The sequence below is a fragment of the Burkholderia sp. AU33803 genome (genome assembly GCF_002223095.1).
Taxonomy (GTDB): Bacteria; Pseudomonadota; Gammaproteobacteria; order Burkholderiales; family Burkholderiaceae; genus Burkholderia.
In genome coordinates this window covers 250,034-269,751 of sequence record NZ_NKFJ01000009.1, presented here as the reverse complement: position 1 = coordinate 269,751, position 19,718 = coordinate 250,034, and the positions used below count along the sequence as shown (strand labels likewise).

Genomic DNA, 19,718 nt, shown 5'->3' with positions numbered 1-19,718 from the left:
TCAGTTGCGTGCGAAGTTGCGGCGGAACGACCGGCCGACGATCGCCTCGGCCCGGTTGAACACGCGGTTAGACAGCCCCGTCATGACCAGGTAGAGCGCACCGCCCGCGACGAAGAACACGAAATACTGGTGGGTCGAATTCGCCGCGATCTGGCTCGTGCGCAGCAGCTCGGCGAGCCCGGTGACCGAGATCAGCGCCGAATCCTTCAGGCTCAGCTGCCACACGTTGCCGATGCCGGGCAACGCGAAGCGCAGGACCTGCGGAATCAGGATGCGCCGCAGCACCATGCTGCGCGGCATGCCGATCGAGCGGGCCGCTTCGAGCTCGCCCTTCGACACCGCGAGCACGGCCGCGCGATACACCTCGGCCTGGTACGCACCGGAAATCATCCCCACCGCGAGCGCGCCGATCACGAACGGCGGCACGCCGATGAAGCCTTCCGCGCCGAACCACTGGCCCACGGCCGTGACGAGCGTCGAGCCGCCGAAATAGAACAGGTAGATGACGAGCAGTTCGGGCACGCCGCGAAACACCGTCGTGTACAGGTCGCCGAGCAGGCGGGCGCTGCGATAGCGCGACAGCTTCGCGGCCGCGATGCCCGCGCCGATCACGGCGCCGACCGCGAGCGCGGCAAGCGTCAGCGCCACCGTCATCAGCGCGGCGAGCAGCAGCACGCCGCCCCAGCCTTCGGTTCCGAAGCCCAGCATTTCAAGGATCGCCATGCGTGCCTCCCGGCAAGCGTTGATAGGATCGGCAGGATGCGCGCCGCCGCGCGCGGCTCATGTCGCTTGCGCGGCGGCGGCCGGACGTGTGCTTACGGCGTGACGTCGGTCTTGAACCACTTGTCGGCGAGCTTCTTCACGGTGCCGTCCGCGAGCGCGGCGCCGATCGCCGTATCGAACTTCGTCTTCAGGTCGGCATCCTGCTTGCGGAACGCGAGCCCTTCACCCGGCCCCCAGATCGGGCCGCCGAGCTTCGGGCCCGCGAGCACGATCGATGCGGTGTCCTTCTTCGTGTTGTTCGCCGCGTAGTACGTGACGTCGTCGAACGACGCGTCGATGCGGCCGGCGACGAGGTCGAGATCGCGCTCGGGCGAGGTCTTGTACACGCGGATCGACGCGATGTCCTTGAAGCTGTCGTTGATGAACTTCGTGTAGACGGTGCCCGACTGGATGCCGATCGTCTTGCCCTTCAGCTGCTTGCGCAGCGCGTCGACGGTCGACTTGTCGGCATTCGCATCGCCCGACAGCTTGACGATCGGCGCGCCCGGCGCTGCCTTCGGCAGGATCTTCGTATCGGTAACGGCGAAGGTCGCGGGCGTGGCCGCATACGGACGCGAGAACAGCAGGATCTTCTCGCGCTCCGGCGTGATCGAGATCGCGTCCATCAGGACATCGAACTTGCCGGCCTGCAGCCCAGGGATCATCCCGTCCCAGTCCTGCGCGACCATGTTGCACTGCACCTTGATCCGCTCGCACACGTTGGCGAGCAGCTCGGGCTCGAAGCCGCCGAGCTTGCCGCCCGGCAGCGTGAGGTTCCACGGCGCGTAGCCGCCCTCGAGCGCCACCGTGACCGTCTTCCATTCCTTCGCCTGCACCGGCGCGGAAAGCGTGGCCGCTGCCGCCGCGATGATGCCGATCGTCCTGACTGCCCACTTGATGCGCTTGCCGTTCACGAGTTTTCTCCTTGCGTTGAAGATCGTCATCCCTTCGGTCATGCAAGCGGCCTCAGGAATTTGTCTATACAAGCATGCAAGAAGAAAAATGGAGCGACAAGCGTTGATCAAAAAAAACCGGAAAAACGCGGGAAATCCCCTAATTCCGGGGCTCAGACGTGCGTCGCGGTGGTGATCCGCAGCACGAACATGGTGCATTTCATCCGATCTTTCGGTCAGGATGACTAGACAAATTCATGATTCGACTGTTTCGCTAAACACGCTAAAACCGCCAATCGAATCCCGCGGTCATGCCGGCAGGCGATCGCTCGCGCGCCTCCCGCGAACCCGGCGACTGCGTGACGTGCATGCCCCGCCCTCACCACGCCGCAAACACGTCCTGCGCGATCCCGAAGCCCGTGCTCATCCCCGCACCGCTCGTCACGACGACGACGCGCGTGGCGTCATCCGGCGCCTCGATCACGCAATCGGCATCGGCTGCCGACGGATAACTGCCGGTCCAGCGTTCGACGATGTCCAGTTCCGGCACATCCAGCGTCTCGTGCAACAGGCGCAGGATCTGCGCATCGATCTCCTGCGTCGCGAACGGCAGCGGAGCGGCGCCGTATTCGTGCGAATCGCCCACCACGAGACTGCCGTCAGCGCTCTGCACCGCGATCAGGTGGATGCCGTAACCGAGGCACACCGGCTCCTCGGCCTGCAGGCGCGTGCGCAATGCGTCGGCGGCGGGCAGCGCCGCGAAACCCGCGTAACGCAGCAGGCTCAGGTCGCTCATCACCGCGGCGCGCAGCGCCAGCGGGCGGTGCGGCCGCACGCGCAGCATCTGCAACTGGCACAGCCGCACCGCGTGCCGCGCAAACCAGTCGCCGTACAAGTGACGGCTGTCCGCATTGCCGCAGACGATCACGCGCTCCGCGTGCAACACGCCGCGCGACGTACGCACGGTTGGCGTGCGCACCTCGTGCACCATCTCGCCGTAACGAAATCGCACATCGAAGCGTTCCGCCAGCCAGGACGCCAGCAACGCGATCGCGGTACGCGGCTCGATGCGCAGTTCATGCGGGCTGTGCAGCACGCCTTGCGCACCGTCCAGCCGCAGTTCCGGCGCGACGGCCTTTGCCTCGCCGGGCATCATGACCCGGCAGCCGTCGGCCATGCCGGTCTGCATGAACGCATCGATCAGGTGCATCGCCTCGGGGCGACGCGCAATCAGGTGGAGGCCCCGGTGAAGCACGTCGATGCCGGCTTGCGGCGCGACGTCCGCCCAGACCTCGCGGCTCGCCCGCGCACGCCGCCAGCTGTGTTCGGCGTGCTGCCCGGTGACGGTGACGAAGCCGAAATTGCGGATCGACGCGCCCACGCATGCGGCATCGCGTTCGATCACGCAGACGCGCAGCCCCTTGAGCGCCGCCGTATAAGCATGGGCGAGGCCGACGATGCCGGCGCCGACGATGACCACGTCATAAGCGTTTGCCGCTGCGATGGCGTTCACAATTGCACGTTCCTTGTGTCGAGATGAGATGCGCCGCCCTTTCGTGGCGAGCGTATCGGTTGCTGTTTGCCGCGTCCCATGAACGTATTCCCGCGTGCGACGCGAACCGGCCGGCTCGCGTCGTTCGTTACCGGGACCGGCGCACGATTCCGCACTATCGTGACGCGGGATGACATTCGGATGAAAAGCCACAAAAAAGCATGAATTGGCCAATTTTGCCACTTGACGACACGACGATCGCCGGTGGCCGGTCGCCGGTGGCGGATCAGGCCGACGTGTCCGTCGCCGCTACCGGCTCCGCATCGGCTCGCGCCGGCTCGGGCGCCGCGCCGCGATCATCCGGCGGCGTCATGAGCGCCACCAGCGTGTCGTGATCGATCGACTCGTGCTGCAGCAGGCACCGCGCGATCCGTTCGAGCGCGTCACGATGCTCGCCGAGCGTCGCCGCGACTCGCACGTGCGCGTCTTCGAGCAGCGCGCGCACCTCCTCGTCGATCAACTGCGCGGTGTGTTCGCTGCACCGGCCGTCGCCCGGCGTCCACACGCCAGGCGAACCGCCCTGCGGTGTCGCATCGTCGAGCGTCGCGAGCCCGAGCTTCGCGCTCATCCCGTACTGCATGACCATGTGCCGCGCCAGTGCAGTGGCGCGCTCCAGATCGTTCTGCGCGCCGGTCGACACGTCGCCGAACGCGATTTCCTCGGCCACCCGGCCGCCGAGCAGCACGTCTAGCCGGTCGAGCAGCTCGCTCCGGCGCAGCACGTAGCGATCCTCGGTCGGCACCTGCTGCGTGTAGCCGAGCGCCGCGATGCCGCGCGGGATGATCGACACCTTCTTCACCGGATCGCAATGCACGCGGCTTTGCGCGACGAGCGCGTGCCCGGCTTCGTGGTACGCGATGGTCCGCTTTTCCTCGTCGTTCATCACGCGGCTCTTGCGCTCCATGCCCGTCATCGCGCGGTCGATCGCTTCGTCGAAGTCGGCCATGCCGATCGCTTGCTTGCCGAGTTCGGCCGCATGCAGCGCGGCCTCGTTGACGACGTTCGCGAGATCCGCGCCGACGAAGCCCGGCGTGCGCTGCGCCAGCTCGGCGAGGTCGACTGCCGGGGCCAGCTTCACGCGCTTCGTGTGCACGGCCAGGATCTGCTTGCGGCCATTCAGGTCGGGCCGGTCGATCGCGATGTGGCGATCGAAGCGTCCGGGCCGCAGCAGCGCCGGATCGAGGATCTCGGGCCGGTTCGTCGCGGCCATGATGATCACGCCCGAATTGGCCTGGAAGCCGTCCATCTCGACGAGCAGCTGGTTCAGCGTCTGCTCACGCTCGTCGTTGCCGGACATCAGGCCGACGCCGCGCGCCTTGCCGAGCGCATCGAGTTCGTCGATGAACACGATGCACGGCGCCTTCTGCTGCGCCTGTTCGAACAGGTCACGCACGCGCGCCGCGCCCACGCCGACGAACATCTCGACGAACGCCGAGCCGCTGATCGTGAAGAACGGCACGGCCGCCTCGCCGGCCACCGCGCGCGCGAGCAGCGTCTTGCCGGTGCCTGGCGCGCCGACGATCAGCACGCCCTTCGGGATCTTGCCGCCGAGCCGCTGGTAGCGTTCGGGGTTGCGCAGGAACGCGACGATCTGCTGCAGCTCGGCCTTCGCCTCGTCGATGCCGGCGATGTCGCCGAACGTGATGCCGGTTTCCTGCTGCACGTACACGCGCGCCTGGCTTTTGCCCATGCCGCTGAGGTCACGGACCCCGCCCGGCCGGCGCATCATGAAGCTCCAGAACGTCACGAGGACGATCACCGGCAATAGCCATCCGGCAAGCGTCTCGAGCCAGCCCGAATCCGGCGCGCCGCGATAGCGGATGCCGGCGGCCGTGAGGTCGGTGACGAGACGGTCGTCGGCAACCCGGTTCGTCGTGAAGCGCCACGGCGGGCCCGCCTGCTTCACGGCAGCCGCGTCGGATGCCGGCAGGTTCGCACCGGCCTGCGGCATGCGCAGCACGCCCGAAATCGACGACGAGCCGATGTCCAGATCGTCGACGAGCCGCGCGTCGACGAGGCGGTGAAAATCGCTGTACGAGATCGACGTCGTGGCCGGCTGGGCCATCAGCAGTTGATACGCCACCAGCACGGCAAACGCGAACGGGATCAGCAGTGCGGAGTAATCGAATGTTTTTTTCATGGCATCAGGCCGACACGGCGGGCGCGGGCCCGCTCATGCATCGTCATGCAACGGTCAACCGGTCGACGACTTCGCGCACGCCCCTGACCGACGCGGCCGCACCGCACGCGGCGCGCCTTTCAGCGAGCGACGCGACCTTGCCCGTCAGCGTGATGACGCCGTCGTCGGCGGCAATCGAGATCCCGGAGGATTCGCGCTGCGCGCGACGCGCCAGCGCTTCGGCGATCCGCATGCCGACGTCCGGCACCGTGTGGTCGGCGCGCACCCGGATGCGATTCGCGACGCCGACGACGCCGATCATCCGGCTGACCATCTTTTCCGCCGCCCGACTCTGGTATGCATGATCGACTTCGCCGTCGAGCGTCACGCAACCGTGGTCGACCTCGACGCGAATCCTGTGATCGCGCAGCGCCTCCTGCCAGCCGAGCGCGAACGCGATCGCGATCGCCAGTTCCTGATCCGCGCACGCATTCTCCGGCGGCGTGACGCTCAGTTCGAGCACGAGCGCGCGCGCATCCTCGACATGCAGCGCCGTTTTCTGCGCCTCGAGCTTCTGGGCCCAGCTGTCGACCGTGCCGCGCAACGTCACGACCCGGTCGCGCACGTCGACGTCGATCCGTCGCGCGTCGATCGCCGGATTCCAGAACAGCGCCTGCTCGACATCCTGCTTGAGTGCTGCATCGGACTTCATGTCGGTCTCCCGTCGCCCCGGACCGGTCGCGACATTCGCGATCGGCGATGGGGCTGCACCGGCTTCAGCATCGCGCACGGTGGCGGCAGTGGCTTGACGAGGATCAACCAACGACGTACCGGCGGCCGTGGCTGCCGGGCGCGCGAATGCCGGATGCGTCCGTTGATGCAGATCAACCGTGCGGCAACGCGCGACGCGATCATGACGCCAGACGCGGCGAAACCCGCGACAACCCGCGCGTTTCGCAACCGTACGGCAGCCACGCGCCAGGAGACCATCATGAACCGCAGGCAATACCGCATCGCGCTCGCGACGCTGAGCGTGTTCATCGCGCTCGCATCGCTGGCCGGCATCATCCACGGGATGCTGTTCGACGAACGGGTATTCAGGTACGCGATCGTCACGCTGATCCTGAGCATCCTCTCGTTCGTCGTCCTGCTGAATCTCGCCCCGGGCGACCGCCCGTGATACCGCCGGCATCGCCCTTCATGAACGGCATCCTCCGCCTCGCGTTCAAGCCGAACATGAACGACAGCGCGACGCTCCCCGCGCTGACCGCCGGCCTCGCGTTCCCGTGCTACTGACGATCGTCGCACTCGGCGGTCGGAGCGACGCGGGCTGACACGCGGCGGTGCCGCCGTCCTGCCCAGGCGTTGATTGACGTCAACCCGGAGCCGCAACGGCCGAAGAACGAACCTCGCCCGAGCCGGGCCGAGCACGGATACGGATACGGCAATCCCTGATTTCCATCAATCGCTTCGCGCGCATCCGCGTTGTAATCGACTCACTGCTCCGTCCACCCCCGTGAGGCGATCCATGAAACTGACATTTCTCGGTGCGACCGAAACCGTGACCGGCTCGAAATACCTGGTCGAGCACGGCAACCGGCGCGTGCTGGTCGACTGCGGCCTGTTCCAGGGCACCAAGAACCTGCGGCTGCGCAACTGGAGCCCGTTGCCGGTCGCGCCCGACACGCTCGACGCGGTCGTGCTCACGCACGCGCACATCGACCATACCGGCTATCTGCCGGTGCTGGCACGCGACGGGTTCCGCAGGCCGGTGTATTGCACGGCGGCCACCGCCGAACTCTGCGACATCATGCTGCGCGACAGCGCGCGGCTGCAGGAGGAAGAAGCCGATTTCGCGAACCGCCACGGCTATTCGAAGCATCATCCGGCACAACCGCTCTACACGCTGGACGATGCGCAGCGCGCGCTGCACCTGCTGAAGCCGGTCGCGTTCGACGAATGCACGGCGCTCGGCGGCGGGCTCGCGTTCCGCCTGCTGCCGGCCGGGCACATTCTCGGCGCGGCGAGCGTCGTGATGCACTGGGATCACAAGGTGCTGGCCTTCTCGGGCGACCTCGGCCGCTATCACGACCCGATCATGCAGCCGCCGCTGGCGCCCGCCCATGCGGACTACCTGGTCGTCGAATCGACGTACGGCGACCGGCTGCATCCGGAATCGGACCCCGAGAACGAACTCGCCGCGCTGTTCGACAAGACCTTCGCGCGCGGCGGCGTGGTCGTGATGCCGTGCTTCACCGTCGGCCGCGCGCAGGAGATCCTGCACTATATCGCGCGCCTGAAGGCATCCGGCCGGATGGCGCGCGTGCCGGTATTCGTCGACAGCCCGATGGCCACCGACGTGACCGAGATCTATCGTCACCATATCCTCGAACACCGGCTCACGCCTTCCGAAGCGAACGCGCTCGGCCACGCGGCCACGATGATCCGCTCGGTCGAGCAGTCGAAGGCGATTGCCGACCATCAGGGCCCGATGGTCATCATCGCCGGCAGCGGGATGGCCACCGGCGGCCGCGTGCTGCACCACCTGAGCCGCTACGCGCCCGATGCGCGCAACACGATCGCACTGGTCGGCTACCAGGCGGCCGGCACGCGCGGTGCGGCGCTGGCCGCGCACGAGCCGACATTGAAGATCCACGGCGAGTACGTGCGCGTGCGCGCGCAGGTCGAGTCGATCACGACGCTCTCCGCGCATGCCGACTACGAGGAGATCCTCCGCTGGCTCGGCACGATGCAGCGCGCGCCCGTGCGAACCTTCGTCACGCATGGCGAGCCGGCCGCGGCCGACGCGATGCGGCGGCGCATCGCGGAGCGGCTGCACTGGCCGTGCGAGGTGCCGGTGTATGCGCAGTGCGTCGATCTCGATGCGGTCGCATCCGGCGACACATGCGAGCCGGCCGCGCTTTCGTCCTGACGGCGTGACCCACCGGACGGTGGCGGGAACCCGGTATTGCTTGCCGGTTCCCGCCTCGCGCTGCCCGGCCGTCAACCGACTTCGATGATGACCTTCAGCGCGTGGGTTTGCGCCGCGCGACCGAACGTGTCGTACGCGCGCTCGACGTCGTCGAGCGAAAACCGGTGCGTGATCAGGCGTTTCGGATCGAGGCGCCCGGCGCGCACGGTCTTCAGCAGCATCGGCGTGCTGACCGTGTCGACCAACCGGGTCGTGATCGAGATGTTGCGATCCCACAGCTTCTCGAGGTGCAGGTCGGCCTTGACCCCGTGCACGCCGACGTTCGCGACCACGCCGCCCGGCGCCACCAGTGACGTACACATTTCGAACGTCGCCGGAATCCCGACGGCCTCGATCGCGCAATCGACGCCGACGCCGTCGGTCAGCTTCATCACTTCCGCCACCGGGTCGCCGGTGCGGCCGTCGATGCAATCGGTCGCGCCGAAGCGCTGCGCCACGTCGAGCCGGTTGCTGTCGGGGTCGATCATGATGATCCGCGCGGGCGAGTAGAACTGCGCGGTCAGCAGCGCCGCCAGCCCGATCGGGCCCGCGCCGACGATCGCGACCGAACAGCCCGGCTGCACCTTGCCGTTCAGCACGCCGCATTCGAACCCGGTCGGCAGGATGTCCGACAGCATCACGAGCGCCTCCTCGTCCGCGCCCGGCGGAATCCGGTAGAGGCTCGTCTGCGCATGCGGGATGCGCACGTACTCGGCCTGCGTGCCGTCGATCCGGTTGCCGAGGATCCAGCCGCCGGTCGTGCAGTGCGAATACAGGCCGCGCCGGCAGTATTCGCAGCGACCGCACGACGAGATGCAGGAGATCAGCACGTGATCGCCCGGCTTCAGCGCATCGACGGCGGCGCCGACCTGCTCGACGATCCCCACCCCTTCGTGGCCGAGAATGCGGCCGGGTTCGCAAGTCGGCACGTCGCCCTTGAGGATGTGCAGATCGGTGCCGCAGATCGTCGTGCGCGTCACGCGCACGAGCGCGTCGGTGGGCGACTGCAGTTCCGGCATGGGCCGCTCTTCGAGCGCCTTGCGCCCGGGCCCGTGGTAGACGAGTGCTTTCATCGGGGTTCCTCCATCGAAAGAAAGGGTTGCAGGTTCATCCATCAGGATGGCGACGCATGTCGCGCCTGTGCCAGCACCATCGCGAGTGCGCAGGACGCGACCCGGACGACGGCGCCATCGGCGCGGCTCGTCAGCACGATCGGCACGCGCGCGCCCACGACGATGCCTGCGCTGATGGCGCCGCCCAGGTATTCGAGCTGCTTCGCGAGCAGGTTGCCCGCTTCGATATCGGGCACGACCAGGATGTCGGCGCAGCCGGCGACCGGCGAATCGATCCCCTTGTCGTGCGCCGCCCGTAGCGAGATCGCGTTGTCGAGCGCGAGCGGGCCGTCGACGATCGCGCCCGTGAGCTGGCCGCGCTCGGCCATCTTCGCGAGCGCCGCCGCGTCGAGCGTCGAGCGCATCGCCGGATTGACGGTCTCGACCGCACACAGCACGGCCACGCGCGGGCACGCCACGCCCAGCGCATGGGCGACGTCGATCGCGTTCTGCGCGATGGCCGCCTTTTGCGCGAGGTCCGGCGCGATGTTCACCGCCGCGTCGGTCAGGATGAACGGACGCGGATACGCCGGCGTCTCGATCAGGAAGCAGTGGGACATGCGCTTGTCGGTGCGCAGCCCCGATTCGGCGGCGACGACCGCGCCCATCAGCTCGTCCGTATGCAGGCTGCCCTTCATCAGCGCGCCGGCACGGCCGGCCGCCGCGAGTTCGACCGCGCGGGCCGCCGCCGCATGGCTGTGCGGCACGTCCTCGATCGTCCACGGCGACAGGTCGACGCCCGCATCGTGCGCGACACGCAGCACCTTGTCGCGCGGCGCGACGATCAGCGGCTCGATCGCGGCCGCCAGCGGCGACTCGCCGAGTTCGGCCAGCGCAACGAGACTGGTTGCATCGCACGGATGCACGACGGCCACCACAAGCGGCGCTGCGTTGCGGGCCCGCTCGATCAGCCCGGGCCAGGCGCCGTCCGCGCGCGGCAGCAGGCCGGGCAGGTACGCGCCGCCGCACGGCCCCGGATGCCGATGCCCGTTCATGTCTCGAGCACGTAGGCGCCGGGCGCCGCCGCGAGCCCGGCGGCCGGCGTGCGGGCCGGCACGTCACCCGACGAGCGCGCATGCAGCCAGTCGCGCCAGCAGGTCCACCACGATCCGTCCACTGCAGGCGTGTCGCGCATGAAGTCGCACGGGCTGCGGTAAGGCGCGCCGGGTTCGCGGGTCGCGCAGCGGTAATGGCGGCCCGGATGACCGGGTTCCGACACGATGCCCGCGTTGTGGCCGCCCGCCGTCAGCACGAAGGTCAATGCATGGTGGGTCAGCAGATGGAGCTTGTAGACCGAGCGCCACGGCGACACGTGATCGCGCTCGGTGCCGACCACGAACGTCGGCACGTCGAGATCCGACAGCGCGACCGGCCGCCCGTCGACGCAGTAGCGGCCGGCTGCGAGATCGTTGTCGAGGAACAGCCGGGTCAGGTATTCCGAATGCATCCGGTACGGCATGCGCGTGGTGTCCGCATTCCACGACATCAGGTCGTTGGGCTTCGTGCGCCTGCCGAGCAGGTATTCGCTCATCATCCGCGACCAGATCAGGTCGCGCGCGTTCAGCAGTTCGAACGCGGCGGACATCTGCGCGCCGTCCAGGTAGCCTTGCCGCCACATCAGCGCGTCGAGCGCGGACAGTTCGCTCGCATCGATGAACAGGCCGAGTTCGCCGGGTTCGCTGAAATCGGTCTCGGCCGCGAGCAGCGTGACGGATCGCAGGGCGTCATGTTGCCGCCCGTCGCGTGCGAGCGCCGCCGCGCCGATTGCCAGCAGCGTGCCGCCGAGGCAATAGCCGGCCGCATGGACCGCCTCGCCGCAGATCGACCGGACGACGTCGAGCGCGGCCAGGCACCCGTCGCGCAGGTAATCGTCGAGCCCGAGATCGCGCGCTTCCGCACCCGGGTTGCGCCACGACACCACAAATACGGTGTAGCCCGCTTCGACCAGGAAGCGGATCAGCGAATCGTGCCGCTGCAGATCGAGGATGTAGTACTTCATGATCCACGACGGCACGATCAGGATCGGCTCGCGCGCGACGCGCGGTGTCGTCGGGTCGTATTGCAGCAGCTCGCACAATGCGTTGCGCCACACGACCCGGCCCGGCGTCATCGCCACGTCGCGCCCGGGCAGGTACGCCCGCTGGTCGCGGCCACGCGTGCCGCCGGCGCGATCGAGCCACGCGTTCGCATCGTCGAGCCAGTGCCGCGCCCCCGCCGCGAGGTTCGCGCCGCCGCTGCGCAGCGTCGCGTCGAGCGCGACGGGATTGGTCGCCAGGAAGTTGCCGGGCGAGCACGCGTCGAGCCATTGACGCGCGGCGAAACCGACCAGCGCCTCGTGGTGCCGTTCGACACCCGGCACGCCGCGCGTCGCGTCGCGCCACCAGCGCTGGCCGACAGGAAGCCGTCGCGATACGCGCGAAACGGCCAGCCCGACCAGGCCGGCGCGGCGAAACGGGGATCGGCGCGCCCCGCATGCACGGCCGGGCCGTCCGTGTCGGCGTCGTCCGCCGCGCCTTTCTCCATCGCCGCGGGCGCGGCCGCGAGCCACGCCTGTGTCGCGAGTTCGAAGCACTTGCCCGGCGACACCGCCAGGTGCGCGCCCCAGTCGAGCGTGGCCAGCGCCAGCGACACGGGCGACAGCCCGAACGTCATCGCGGCGACGTTGGCATGCGCGGCGCGGTTCCATTGTTCGGCGGGGGTCGCGTCGGCCGGCGCGCACTCGGGCGTGCCGGCGTTCCGGCGGTCCCGATCGGATTGCCGCCTCGATTCGCGCGGGCGCGGCACACGGACGACGGACGCTTTCATCGCATGTACATGCCGCCGTTGACGTCGAATTCCGCACCGGTTGCGAACGCCCCCGCATCGGAACACAGGAAGGCGACGAGCGCGGCGATTTCGTCGGGGTCGCCGAGGCGGCCGGCCGGAATCTGCGGCAGGATCTTCGTGTCGAGCACTTCCTTCGGTACCGACTCGAGCATCGCGGTGGCCAGATAGCCGGGGGCCACCGTGTTGACCGTGATGCCGTGCCGCGCAAGTTCGAGCGCCAGCGATTTCGTGAAGCCGTGGATGCCGGCTTTCGCGGCCGCGTAGTTCGCCTGCCCGTACGCGCCGCGCTCCCCGTTCACCGACCCGATGTTCACGATCCGGCCGAAGCCGGCATCGATCATCCCGGGCACGAACGGCTTCGTCATGTTGAACAGGCCGTCGAGATTGGTGCGCAGCACCGCGTCCCACATGCTCTTGGTCATCTTCACGAAGGTGGCATCGTGCGTGATGCCCGCGTTGTTGACGAGCACGTCGACGCGCCCGAACTCGGCCAGCACGCGCGCCGCGCAGTGCTGGCACGAGTCGTAGTCGGCCACGTCGACCTCGTACGCATGAAACGTGCGGCCCGCCTCGCGTTCGTGCGTGAGCCACGTCGCGACGTGGTCGTTGCGTTCGGTGTGCGACACCGCCACCGTCATGCCGGCCTCGTGCAGGCGGCGGCTGATCGCGGCGCCGAGGCCGCCCATTCCGCCGGTGACGAAAGCGACGCGCTCAGCGGACATGATCGTGCTCCCGCACCGCACGGCTGCCGTCGAGACGCCGGACGGCCGCGGCCTCGTCGCCTGCATCGACGGCTTCCGTGATGCCGAGTTCAAACGCGGCCATCCAGTCGCGCCACGGCATGCTCGCCTCGTTGACCACGGCCAGCCGTCCGAGATCGGGCCACCAGTCGGTCTGGTAGCGCGACAGCGCGCCGGTGCCGTAATCGCGCAGCCACGTGCGCCACGCACTCGCGCTCTCGAACTGCCCGCGCATGCACAGCTCGGTGGCGTCCTGCCAGAGCGCGACGGTCTCGATCGTGTAGTCGCGCATCACCTGCCGGGCTGCTTCGCCGAACGCCGTCCACTCGGTCGTCACCGTGAGCGCCTGCTGCAGGCCGCGCACCGCGTCGCGGTCGCGCTCGATGCGCCGCCCTGCCAGCGCGTTCCATTCGTGCTGCCAGTCGCGGGCCAGCGCGGCCATGCGCAACGCGAGATCGCAGCCCGCGCGGCAAGCGTCGTTCGGTGTGGTCAAGGCATGGGGGCTCATCGCATTCGCTCCTTCGATCCGGTCGGTGAATTGGCGTCCACTTCACTGTGCGACCGTGGCGCACGGCACCCGTTGATCTGAGTCAAGCACGCGGAAACCCTGCTTCGTAGACTGGATTGCACTGGCGGATCACCCGTCGATGGAGCGATTCCGATGAGCTACAAAAGCCTGGTCGTGCACCTCGATACGAGCACCCGCGCGCATTCGCGCCTCGAGCTCGCGTTGCGTCTTGCCCGGCGCTTCGGTGCGCATCTCACCGGCCTGTTCGCGGTCTACACGCCGGAGCCGCATTCGTTCTACGTGATGGCCGGTTCCGCCGACTATTTCCGCGCGCACCGCGAGCAGCGCGACGAGCGGCTCGCCGCACTGGAGCGCCTGTTCCATGCGGAAACCGCGCGGGCCAAAGTGCCGGCCACCTGGGTTCGCGCGGACGAGCGCGCGAATGTGGCCGTGCCGCGTGCCGCGCGTCTTGCCGACCTCGTGATTGCGGGCCAGAGCGACCCGAACGATCCCGAAACCTACATCGACGACCAGTTTCCGGAGAACCTCGTGTTGTCCGCCGGCCGCCCGGTGCTGTTCTGGCCGTACACCGGCGAATTCCCGTCGATCGGCGAACGGGTGTTCGTCGCGTGGGACGGCAGCCGCGAGGCCGCCCGTGCCGCGCACGACGCGCTCCCCTTCCTCGAGCACGCGAAGCGCACGACGGTCGTCGCCGTGGTCGACGGCGATTCCGAAGCGGCGACCACGCGCATTCCGGCCGCCGATGCCGCGTTGATGCTCGCGCGCCATGCGCGCGACGTGAACGTGCTCGATATCGACACCGGTACCGGCACGGCAATCGGCGACACGCTGTTGTCGCGTGCTTATGAAACGGGTTCCGACCTGCTGGTCATGGGCGCCTACGGGCATCCGCGCTGGCGTGAACTGATCATGGGGGGCGCCACGCGCACGGTGCTCGCGTCGATGACGCTCCCGGTGCTGATGTCGCACTGAGCCGGTCGATGCGTACGCTCGCGCTGCTCGTCGTCAATGCCGGTTCGTCGAGCGTGAAATTCGCGGTCTTCGCGTATCCGCCGCATGGGGACCCCGCGCGGCGGCCGCTGCACGAAGGCGAAGCGAGCGAAACCGGCAACGGCGTGTCGCTCCACTTCGACGCTGCGCCGGGCGGCACGCTGCCGTTGCACGCGGGAGATCCGTACCGTGCGGTGCTCGCGCAGGTCGCGATGTGGATCCGCGTGCAACTGCCGCATATCGCGCTGGGCGCCATTGCACACCGTGTCGTGCATGGCGGTGCCCGGTACGTCGACCCGGTCGTCGTCGACGACGCGGTGCTCGACGCGCTGCGCACGCTGACGCCGCTCGCGCCGTTGCATCAACCGCACAGCCTCGATGCAATCGACGCGCTGCGCGACGCGTTTCCCGACGTGCCGCAGGTCGCCGTGTTCGATACCGCGTTTCATCGCTCACTGCCGCGCGCCGAGCAATTGCTGTCGCTGCCGCACGGATGGTTCGACCAGGGCGTGCGCCGTTACGGGTTCCATGGTCTGTCGTACGAATACCTGGCCGTCGTGCTCGACGAGCAGTTCGGCCCACGTGCGCACGGCCGCGTGATCGCCGCCCATCTCGGCAGCGGCGCCAGCCTGTGCGCGATGCGCGACTGCCGCAGCGTCGCGACGACGATGGGCTTCTCGGCGCTCGACGGGCTGATGATGAGCACGCGCTGCGGGACACTCGATCCCGGCGTGGTCCTGCACCTGCTCGCGGCCGGCAAGCTGTCCGCCGAAGCATTGGATCACATGCTGTATCACGAGTCGGGGCTCAAGGGCGTGTCGGGCGCTTCCGGCGATCCGCGTGTGCTGCTGGCATGCGAAGCCGCCGGTGACGCACTGGCCGGCGATGCGCTGACACTCTACGTCCACCGCATCGTGCGCGAAGCCGGTGCGCTCGTCGCGCTGCTCGGCGGCCTCGACATGCTGGTCTTCACCGCCGGCATCGGCGAGCACTCGGCCGTGTTGCGCGAGCGGATCTGCGCGGCGCTCGGCTGGCTCGGCATCGACATCGACGCGGGCGCGAACGCGGACCATGCGCGGGTCGTGTCGTCCGCGTCGAGCGCGGTCACGGTTGTCGTCGAGCCGGCCAACGAAGCGTGGATCGCCGCGCGCGCCGCGCTCGGGGTGCTGCGCGCCAACCGCGACGCTTGATCCAGATCAGCGCGAGCGGCGCGCACGCGCCGATGATGATTTCATCCACTTCCGTTCAAGGGACATGCCATGTACTCGAACATTCTGGTTGCGCTCGACGGCAGCGACACGTCGTCCCGTGCCCTCGACGCCGCGCTGGCCATCGCGTCGGAGACGGGTGCGCGGCTGACGCCCGTCTACGTCGTCGATTTCCTGGTGCCGGCCTACGACATGTACGGCTACGATCCGTCGATCCTGGTCGACGCCTTTCGTGAAGAAGGGCTGCGCGTCACCGAAGACGCGGCGCGACGCCTGAAGGCGCGCGACGTCGCCGGCACGCCGCAGATCTCCAACGTCGCGCCGGCGGGCGAAGACATCCCGCACCGGATCGTCAGTCTTGCCAACGAAATCGAGGCCGACCTGATCATCATGGGCACGCACGGCCGGCGCGGCGTTCAGCGCCTCTTCCTCGGCAGCGTGGCCGAGCGCGTGCTGCGGCTGGCCACGTGCCCGGTGCTGATGATTCCGGCGGGCTGCCCGTCCGGCAAACCCGCCGAGACCGTCGCGGCCTCCACCGAAAAGGAGCCGTCATGAGCTACAAGACCCTGCTCGTCCACCTCGACGACAGCGCGCGCTGCGCGACCCGCGTCGACCTCGCACTCGAACTCGCGGCGCGCTGGAATGCGCATCTGATCGGCCTCTACGCGGTCTGCCAGGATCTCTTCGAACCGCTGCGGCGGCCCGACGAACCGCTGAAGCTGGCCGTGTACGAACGCCTGTGCGACCAGCGGCGCAAGGAGGCCGAAGAAAGATTCCTGACGGCCGCCGAGCGCGCGGGGCGCAGCGTCGAGTGGCAGGCGCCGGCCGGCGACGCAACTGCCGCCGCGATTCTGCACGCGCGCCACGCCGACCTGCTGATCCTCGGCCAGGAAGACCCGGACGATCGCATGACCTACGTCGCGCGCCATTTCGTCGAGGATATCGTGATGGGCAGCGGCCGTCCGGCGATCGTCGTGCCCTACGCGGGCGACGTGCGAACGATCGGCGAGAACGTGCTGATCGGCTGGGACGGCGGGCGCGAGGCCGCCCGCGTGATGGCCGACGCGCTGCCGCTGCTGGCCCGCGCGCGCTTCGTCAACGTCGAGACGGTCGTGCACGGCCAACCCGATCCGGACAAGACGCCGCCGGGCGTCGACGTCGCCGCGTATCTCGAGCGGCATGGCGTGCGCGCGTCGTTCTCGACGACGCCGCGCGACCGGTTGGTCGGCGTCGGCGCGACGCTGCTGAACCGGGTGACCGACCTGCATGCCGATCTGCTGGTAATGGGCCTGTACAGCCATGCGCGCATGCACGAACGCGTGCTGGGCGGTGCGACGCGCACCGTCCTCGAGACGATGACGGTGCCGGTGCTGCTGTCGCACTGACGCCGCACGCATGACGAAGGGGCAGCCGCCTGCGGTTGCCCTCTTCCGTCACAACACGGCCGCGCACGCGCCCCGCCCCTCCCGCACGACCAGCACCGGCCGGTCGGCGGTGCGCACCAGCGATTCGGCGACGCTGCCGAGCACCGCGCGGCGCATGCCGCGGCGCCCGTGCGTGCCCATCACGATCAAGTCCGCGTCGCATTCCGCAGCAGCGCGCGCCAGCACGGACGACACCGCGTCGCCGCACGCGTCGATCGTGTGCGCGATGCCGCGCACGCCGCACAGGCGAAACGCGGCCTCTGCATCCGCCACCGCGATCGCGGCCCTGTCCGCATCCAGCCACGCCGGATCGCGCGGGTCGAGATAGCCGCGGTCGACGTCCGTCAGTCGTGGCGCGTCCGAGACCACGCACACGGCGACGATCAGGCCGCCTGAATGGCGGGCGAGCGCGATCGCCTCGTCGAGCGCGAGCCGCGCACCGCGGCTGCCGTCCAGTGCTGCGAAGATCCGTGCGTACATGACGCCTCCCTGTCGTTGCCCGGCATCGACCGGCTTGCCGAACCAGTCTGGGGCCGGCCGACGCGATCCGGTTGATGCCGGTCAAGCCCACGCGACGGCGGCAGTCCGCATCGATCCCGATTGGCGAACGCCGGCGACCGGCGCACAATTTCGGAGCATCGACGAACCGGACCCCCGTGCCGATCCGGCCCCGACGACGATGGACATCGTCCGGTCATCGGCGTCGGCCACCATCGAACGATCGAGCGCGCCGGTCCGCGACGATGATCGACGCATGCCGCCGCGTGGCCCGCGCCACGTGATCCGGCAAGGAAGGGATTGCCATGATCCGGGTACTCATTGCCGACGACCACGCCCTCGTCCGGGACGGTCTGCGGCACATCCTGCAGAATGCCAGCGGCTTCGAGGTCGCCGGTGAAGCGTGCGACAGCACGTCCACGATCGCGCGCGTGCGGGATACCCCCGCGAACGTGCTGGTGCTCGACCTGTCGATGCCCGGCCGCAACGGCGTCGAACTCATCAGGCAGATCAAGGACGAGAAGCCGGCATTGCAGATCCTCGTGCTGACGATGCACGCCGAGCAGCAATACGCGGTGCGCGCGTTCCGCGCCGGCGCATCCGGCTACATGACCAAGGAGAGCGCGAGCGCCGAGCTGATCGCGGCGCTGACCAAGATCGCGGCGGGCGGCGTCTACGTCAGCCTGACCATGGCCGAGCAGTTCGCACAAAGCCTGAACGAGCCGACCGATCTGCTGCCGCACCAGCGGCTGTCCGACCGTGAATTCGACGTGTTCCGGCGCGTCACCATCGGCGAGTCGATCTCCGAAATCGCGGAAGCGCTCTGTGTCAGCGTCAAGACGGTCAGCACCTACAAGACGCGGATTCTCGAGAAGATGCAAATGCCGAACGACACGGCGCTCGTGCGCTATGCGATGCGCCACAAGCTGTTCGACGACCCGGACGAGCTCTGACGGCGGCGCGGGCGCACGACCGGTGCGCCCGCGCGTCGCGCCTGGACAGAATGCCGCACCCGTGTAGGAAACCGCCTACATCACTTCCATGTGACCTACTGCATCTTCAATGGCTGCTGATTTCCTTGACGCCGCGCAACATCCATACTCCAGATCAAGAAAAACAAGCACGCGCGTCGCGGAGCAAAGGCGGCACTCGCCGTCGGGACAGGTCTCCCGGCTCGTCCGGCGCGGTTCTTCACCATGAGTGCGACAACCGTCAGGGCCGCGGGCGCTACCACCCGCGCGATCCCGCCCACGGCGGCTCGTCGCCGTCCTGAACGTACTGGAGCCGATCATGCAGCGCCCTGCCGAAGTTTCGCCGACCACGCCGTTACGCCCGTTCATCCCGCTGCATTCCGTCGACCGGGCGGACCAACCGAAGCGCGCCGCGTCCCGTTGCTCGACGTGCGCGTTGCGGACCGTCTGCATGCCGGCCGACCTTTCTCCTGACGAATTCGCGCGCGTCGACGCGATGATCTGCACGACGCGGCACGTCAGGCGCGGCGAAACGCTGTTTCGCGCGGGGGATGCGTTCAACAGCATCTACGCAGTCCGAACCGGATCGTTCAAGACCATCGTGATGCATCGCGACGGCGACGAGCAGATCACCGGCTTCCAGATCGTCGGCGAATCGCTCGGGCTCGACGGCGTGCACACCGGGCACCACAACGGCGATGCGATCGCGCTCGAGGACAGCACCGTCTGCATCATTCCGTTCGGCCAGCTCGAGCAGATGTGCCGCGAAGTCCGGCCGATGCAGCATCACGTGTACCAGATGATGAGCGGCGAAATCGTGCGCGAATCCGCGCTGATGCTGCTGCTCGGCACGATGACCGCCGAACAGCGCGTGGCCGCGTTCCTGCTGAACCTGTCCACGCGCTTCAAGGCGCGCGGCTACTCAGCCGCCGAATTCGTGCTGCGGATGACGCGCGACGAGATCGGCGAATATCTCGGGATGAAGCTCGAAACGGTCAGCCGCATGATGTCGAAGTTCCAGCACAAGGGGCTCGTCGCCGCGCAAGGCAAGCAGATCCGCATCGTCGACCCGGAAGGCCTCGGGCGAATCTGACCTCGCTGCGGGCCACGCGCGCGGCCCGCG

General features: G+C 68.5%; 18 protein-coding genes and 1 pseudogene. 8 read left to right on the top strand and 11 right to left on the bottom strand.

From position 1 onward, the window contains the following. The 5 genes from CFB41_RS35845 to CFB41_RS35825 all read right to left on the bottom strand — a co-directional run bounded on the left by CFB41_RS35845 (position 1) and on the right by CFB41_RS35825 (position 6,038). Positions 1-723, bottom strand: coding sequence for an ABC transporter permease (locus CFB41_RS35845; protein WP_039353368.1), 723 nt, complete (start codon positions 721-723; stop codon positions 1-3). A 92-nt stretch (positions 724-815) separates the two neighbouring features. After that, complete coding sequence (locus CFB41_RS35840; RefSeq protein WP_039353370.1) at positions 816-1,676, bottom strand: transporter substrate-binding domain-containing protein; 861 nt, start codon at positions 1,674-1,676, stop codon at positions 816-818. 358 nt (positions 1,677-2,034) lie between these two features. Then, positions 2,035-3,171, bottom strand: coding sequence for a TIGR03364 family FAD-dependent oxidoreductase (locus tag CFB41_RS35835; RefSeq protein ID WP_373558680.1), 1,137 nt, complete (start codon positions 3,169-3,171; stop codon positions 2,035-2,037). A 262-nt stretch (positions 3,172-3,433) separates the two neighbouring features. Continuing rightward, the gene (ftsH, locus tag CFB41_RS35830) at positions 3,434-5,347 is read right to left on the bottom strand and encodes an ATP-dependent zinc metalloprotease FtsH (protein WP_089459958.1); all 1,914 of its coding nucleotides are present in this window, start codon (positions 5,345-5,347) and stop codon (positions 3,434-3,436) included. Positions 5,348-5,390: 43 nt separating this feature from the next. Next, the gene (locus CFB41_RS35825) at positions 5,391-6,038 is read right to left on the bottom strand and encodes a BON domain-containing protein (protein ID WP_089459957.1); all 648 of its coding nucleotides are present in this window, start codon (positions 6,036-6,038) and stop codon (positions 5,391-5,393) included. Between the two features lie 279 nt (positions 6,039-6,317). Here CFB41_RS35825 and CFB41_RS35820 point away from each other — a divergent pair, with 279 nt between their 5' ends. Then, positions 6,318-6,506 carry a DUF2964 family protein gene (locus tag CFB41_RS35820; protein ID WP_089444038.1) on the top strand — a complete coding sequence of 63 codons (189 nt, stop codon included), beginning with the start codon at positions 6,318-6,320 and terminating at the stop codon, positions 6,504-6,506. 348 nt (positions 6,507-6,854) lie between these two features. Further along, positions 6,855-8,258 carry an MBL fold metallo-hydrolase RNA specificity domain-containing protein gene (locus CFB41_RS35815; protein WP_089459956.1) on the top strand — a complete coding sequence of 468 codons (1,404 nt, stop codon included), beginning with the start codon at positions 6,855-6,857 and terminating at the stop codon, positions 8,256-8,258. A 71-nt stretch (positions 8,259-8,329) separates the two neighbouring features. On the opposite strand, the gene CFB41_RS35810 is transcribed toward CFB41_RS35815, so the two are convergent. The 5 genes and pseudogenes from CFB41_RS35810 to CFB41_RS35790 form a co-directional block, all read right to left on the bottom strand. Further along, positions 8,330-9,370 (bottom strand): zinc-dependent alcohol dehydrogenase family protein, encoded by a 1,041-nt coding sequence (locus tag CFB41_RS35810; RefSeq protein ID WP_089459955.1) that lies wholly within the window; start codon positions 9,368-9,370, stop codon positions 8,330-8,332. Positions 9,371-9,411: 41 nt separating this feature from the next. Further along, on the bottom strand, positions 9,412-10,404 hold the full coding sequence (locus tag CFB41_RS35805; RefSeq protein ID WP_089459954.1) for a bifunctional enoyl-CoA hydratase/phosphate acetyltransferase: 993 nt from the start codon (positions 10,402-10,404) through the stop codon (positions 9,412-9,414). Further along, a pseudogene (locus tag CFB41_RS35800) lies at positions 10,401-12,214 on the bottom strand (PHA/PHB synthase family protein). Before CFB41_RS35800 ends, CFB41_RS35805 begins: the two are co-directional and overlap by 4 nt. Further along, positions 12,211-12,957: a beta-ketoacyl-ACP reductase gene (locus tag CFB41_RS35795; RefSeq protein ID WP_089443936.1), complete on the bottom strand. Its 747-nt coding sequence runs from the start codon at positions 12,955-12,957 to the stop codon at positions 12,211-12,213. The pseudogene CFB41_RS35800 and the gene CFB41_RS35795 overlap by 4 nt, the downstream one beginning before the upstream one ends. Continuing rightward, on the bottom strand, positions 12,947-13,483 hold the full coding sequence (locus CFB41_RS35790) for a hypothetical protein (protein WP_089459953.1): 537 nt from the start codon (positions 13,481-13,483) through the stop codon (positions 12,947-12,949). Before CFB41_RS35790 ends, CFB41_RS35795 begins: the two co-directional genes overlap by 11 nt. 153 nt (positions 13,484-13,636) lie before the next feature. On the opposite strand from CFB41_RS35790, the gene CFB41_RS35785 reads away from it, so the two are divergent. The 4 genes from CFB41_RS35785 (at position 13,637) to CFB41_RS35770 (ending at position 17,087) form a co-directional block, all read left to right on the top strand. Then, positions 13,637-14,476 (top strand): universal stress protein, encoded by an 840-nt coding sequence (locus CFB41_RS35785; RefSeq protein ID WP_089459952.1) that lies wholly within the window; start codon positions 13,637-13,639, stop codon positions 14,474-14,476. Positions 14,477-14,484: 8 nt separating this feature from the next. Next, positions 14,485-15,684, top strand: a complete 1,200-nt coding sequence (locus CFB41_RS35780; protein ID WP_089459951.1) for an acetate/propionate family kinase — start codon at positions 14,485-14,487, stop codon at positions 15,682-15,684. Positions 15,685-15,753: 69 nt separating this feature from the next. Then, complete coding sequence (locus tag CFB41_RS35775) at positions 15,754-16,257, top strand: universal stress protein (protein WP_089443932.1); 504 nt, start codon at positions 15,754-15,756, stop codon at positions 16,255-16,257. Beyond that, complete coding sequence (locus CFB41_RS35770) at positions 16,254-17,087, top strand: universal stress protein (RefSeq protein WP_089459950.1); 834 nt, start codon at positions 16,254-16,256, stop codon at positions 17,085-17,087. The genes CFB41_RS35775 and CFB41_RS35770 overlap by 4 nt, the downstream gene beginning before the upstream one ends. Positions 17,088-17,135: 48 nt before the next feature. On the opposite strand, the gene CFB41_RS35765 is transcribed toward CFB41_RS35770, so the two are convergent. Continuing rightward, positions 17,136-17,606, bottom strand: a complete 471-nt coding sequence (locus CFB41_RS35765; RefSeq protein WP_089459949.1) for a universal stress protein — start codon at positions 17,604-17,606, stop codon at positions 17,136-17,138. A 323-nt stretch (positions 17,607-17,929) separates the two neighbouring features. On the opposite strand from CFB41_RS35765, the gene CFB41_RS35760 reads away from it, so the two are divergent. Together CFB41_RS35760 and fnr are read left to right on the top strand one after the other, a co-directional pair. Next, a complete protein-coding gene (locus CFB41_RS35760; RefSeq protein ID WP_089459948.1) occupies positions 17,930-18,577 on the top strand; it encodes a response regulator transcription factor in 648 nt (215 codons plus the stop codon). Between the two features lie 337 nt (positions 18,578-18,914). Then, a complete protein-coding gene (fnr, locus tag CFB41_RS35755; protein WP_089459947.1) occupies positions 18,915-19,688 on the top strand; it encodes a fumarate/nitrate reduction transcriptional regulator Fnr in 774 nt (257 codons plus the stop codon). The last annotated feature ends 30 nt before the right edge of the window (positions 19,689-19,718 follow it).

Excerpts from the sequence above, each read along its gene's own strand:
- CFB41_RS35775 (WP_089443932.1), top strand. The coding sequence starts at position 15,754 with ATGTACTCGAACATTCTGGTTGCGCTCGACGGCAGCGACACGTCGTCC.
- CFB41_RS35765 (WP_089459949.1), bottom strand. The coding sequence starts at position 17,606 with ATGTACGCACGGATCTTCGCAGCACTGGACGGCAGCCGCGGTGCGCGG.
- CFB41_RS35785 (WP_089459952.1), top strand. The coding sequence starts at position 13,637 with ATGAGCTACAAAAGCCTGGTCGTGCACCTCGATACGAGCACCCGCGCG.
- CFB41_RS35810 (WP_089459955.1), bottom strand. The coding sequence starts at position 9,370 with ATGAAAGCACTCGTCTACCACGGGCCCGGGCGCAAGGCGCTCGAAGAG.
- ftsH (WP_089459958.1), bottom strand. The coding sequence starts at position 5,347 with ATGAAAAAAACATTCGATTACTCCGCACTGCTGATCCCGTTCGCGTTT.
- CFB41_RS35825 (WP_089459957.1), bottom strand. The coding sequence starts at position 6,038 with ATGAAGTCCGATGCAGCACTCAAGCAGGATGTCGAGCAGGCGCTGTTC.
- CFB41_RS35805 (WP_089459954.1), bottom strand. The coding sequence starts at position 10,404 with ATGAACGGGCATCGGCATCCGGGGCCGTGCGGCGGCGCGTACCTGCCC.
- CFB41_RS35845 (WP_039353368.1), bottom strand. The coding sequence starts at position 723 with ATGGCGATCCTTGAAATGCTGGGCTTCGGAACCGAAGGCTGGGGCGGC.
- CFB41_RS35815 (WP_089459956.1), top strand. The coding sequence starts at position 6,855 with ATGAAACTGACATTTCTCGGTGCGACCGAAACCGTGACCGGCTCGAAA.
- CFB41_RS35780 (WP_089459951.1), top strand. The coding sequence starts at position 14,485 with ATGCGTACGCTCGCGCTGCTCGTCGTCAATGCCGGTTCGTCGAGCGTG.
- CFB41_RS35790 (WP_089459953.1), bottom strand. The coding sequence starts at position 13,483 with ATGAGCCCCCATGCCTTGACCACACCGAACGACGCTTGCCGCGCGGGC.
- CFB41_RS35795 (WP_089443936.1), bottom strand. The coding sequence starts at position 12,957 with ATGTCCGCTGAGCGCGTCGCTTTCGTCACCGGCGGAATGGGCGGCCTC.
- CFB41_RS35820 (WP_089444038.1), top strand. The coding sequence starts at position 6,318 with ATGAACCGCAGGCAATACCGCATCGCGCTCGCGACGCTGAGCGTGTTC.
- CFB41_RS35770 (WP_089459950.1), top strand. The coding sequence starts at position 16,254 with ATGAGCTACAAGACCCTGCTCGTCCACCTCGACGACAGCGCGCGCTGC.
- fnr (WP_089459947.1), top strand. The coding sequence starts at position 18,915 with ATGCAGCGCCCTGCCGAAGTTTCGCCGACCACGCCGTTACGCCCGTTC.
- CFB41_RS35760 (WP_089459948.1), top strand. The coding sequence starts at position 17,930 with ATGATCCGGGTACTCATTGCCGACGACCACGCCCTCGTCCGGGACGGT.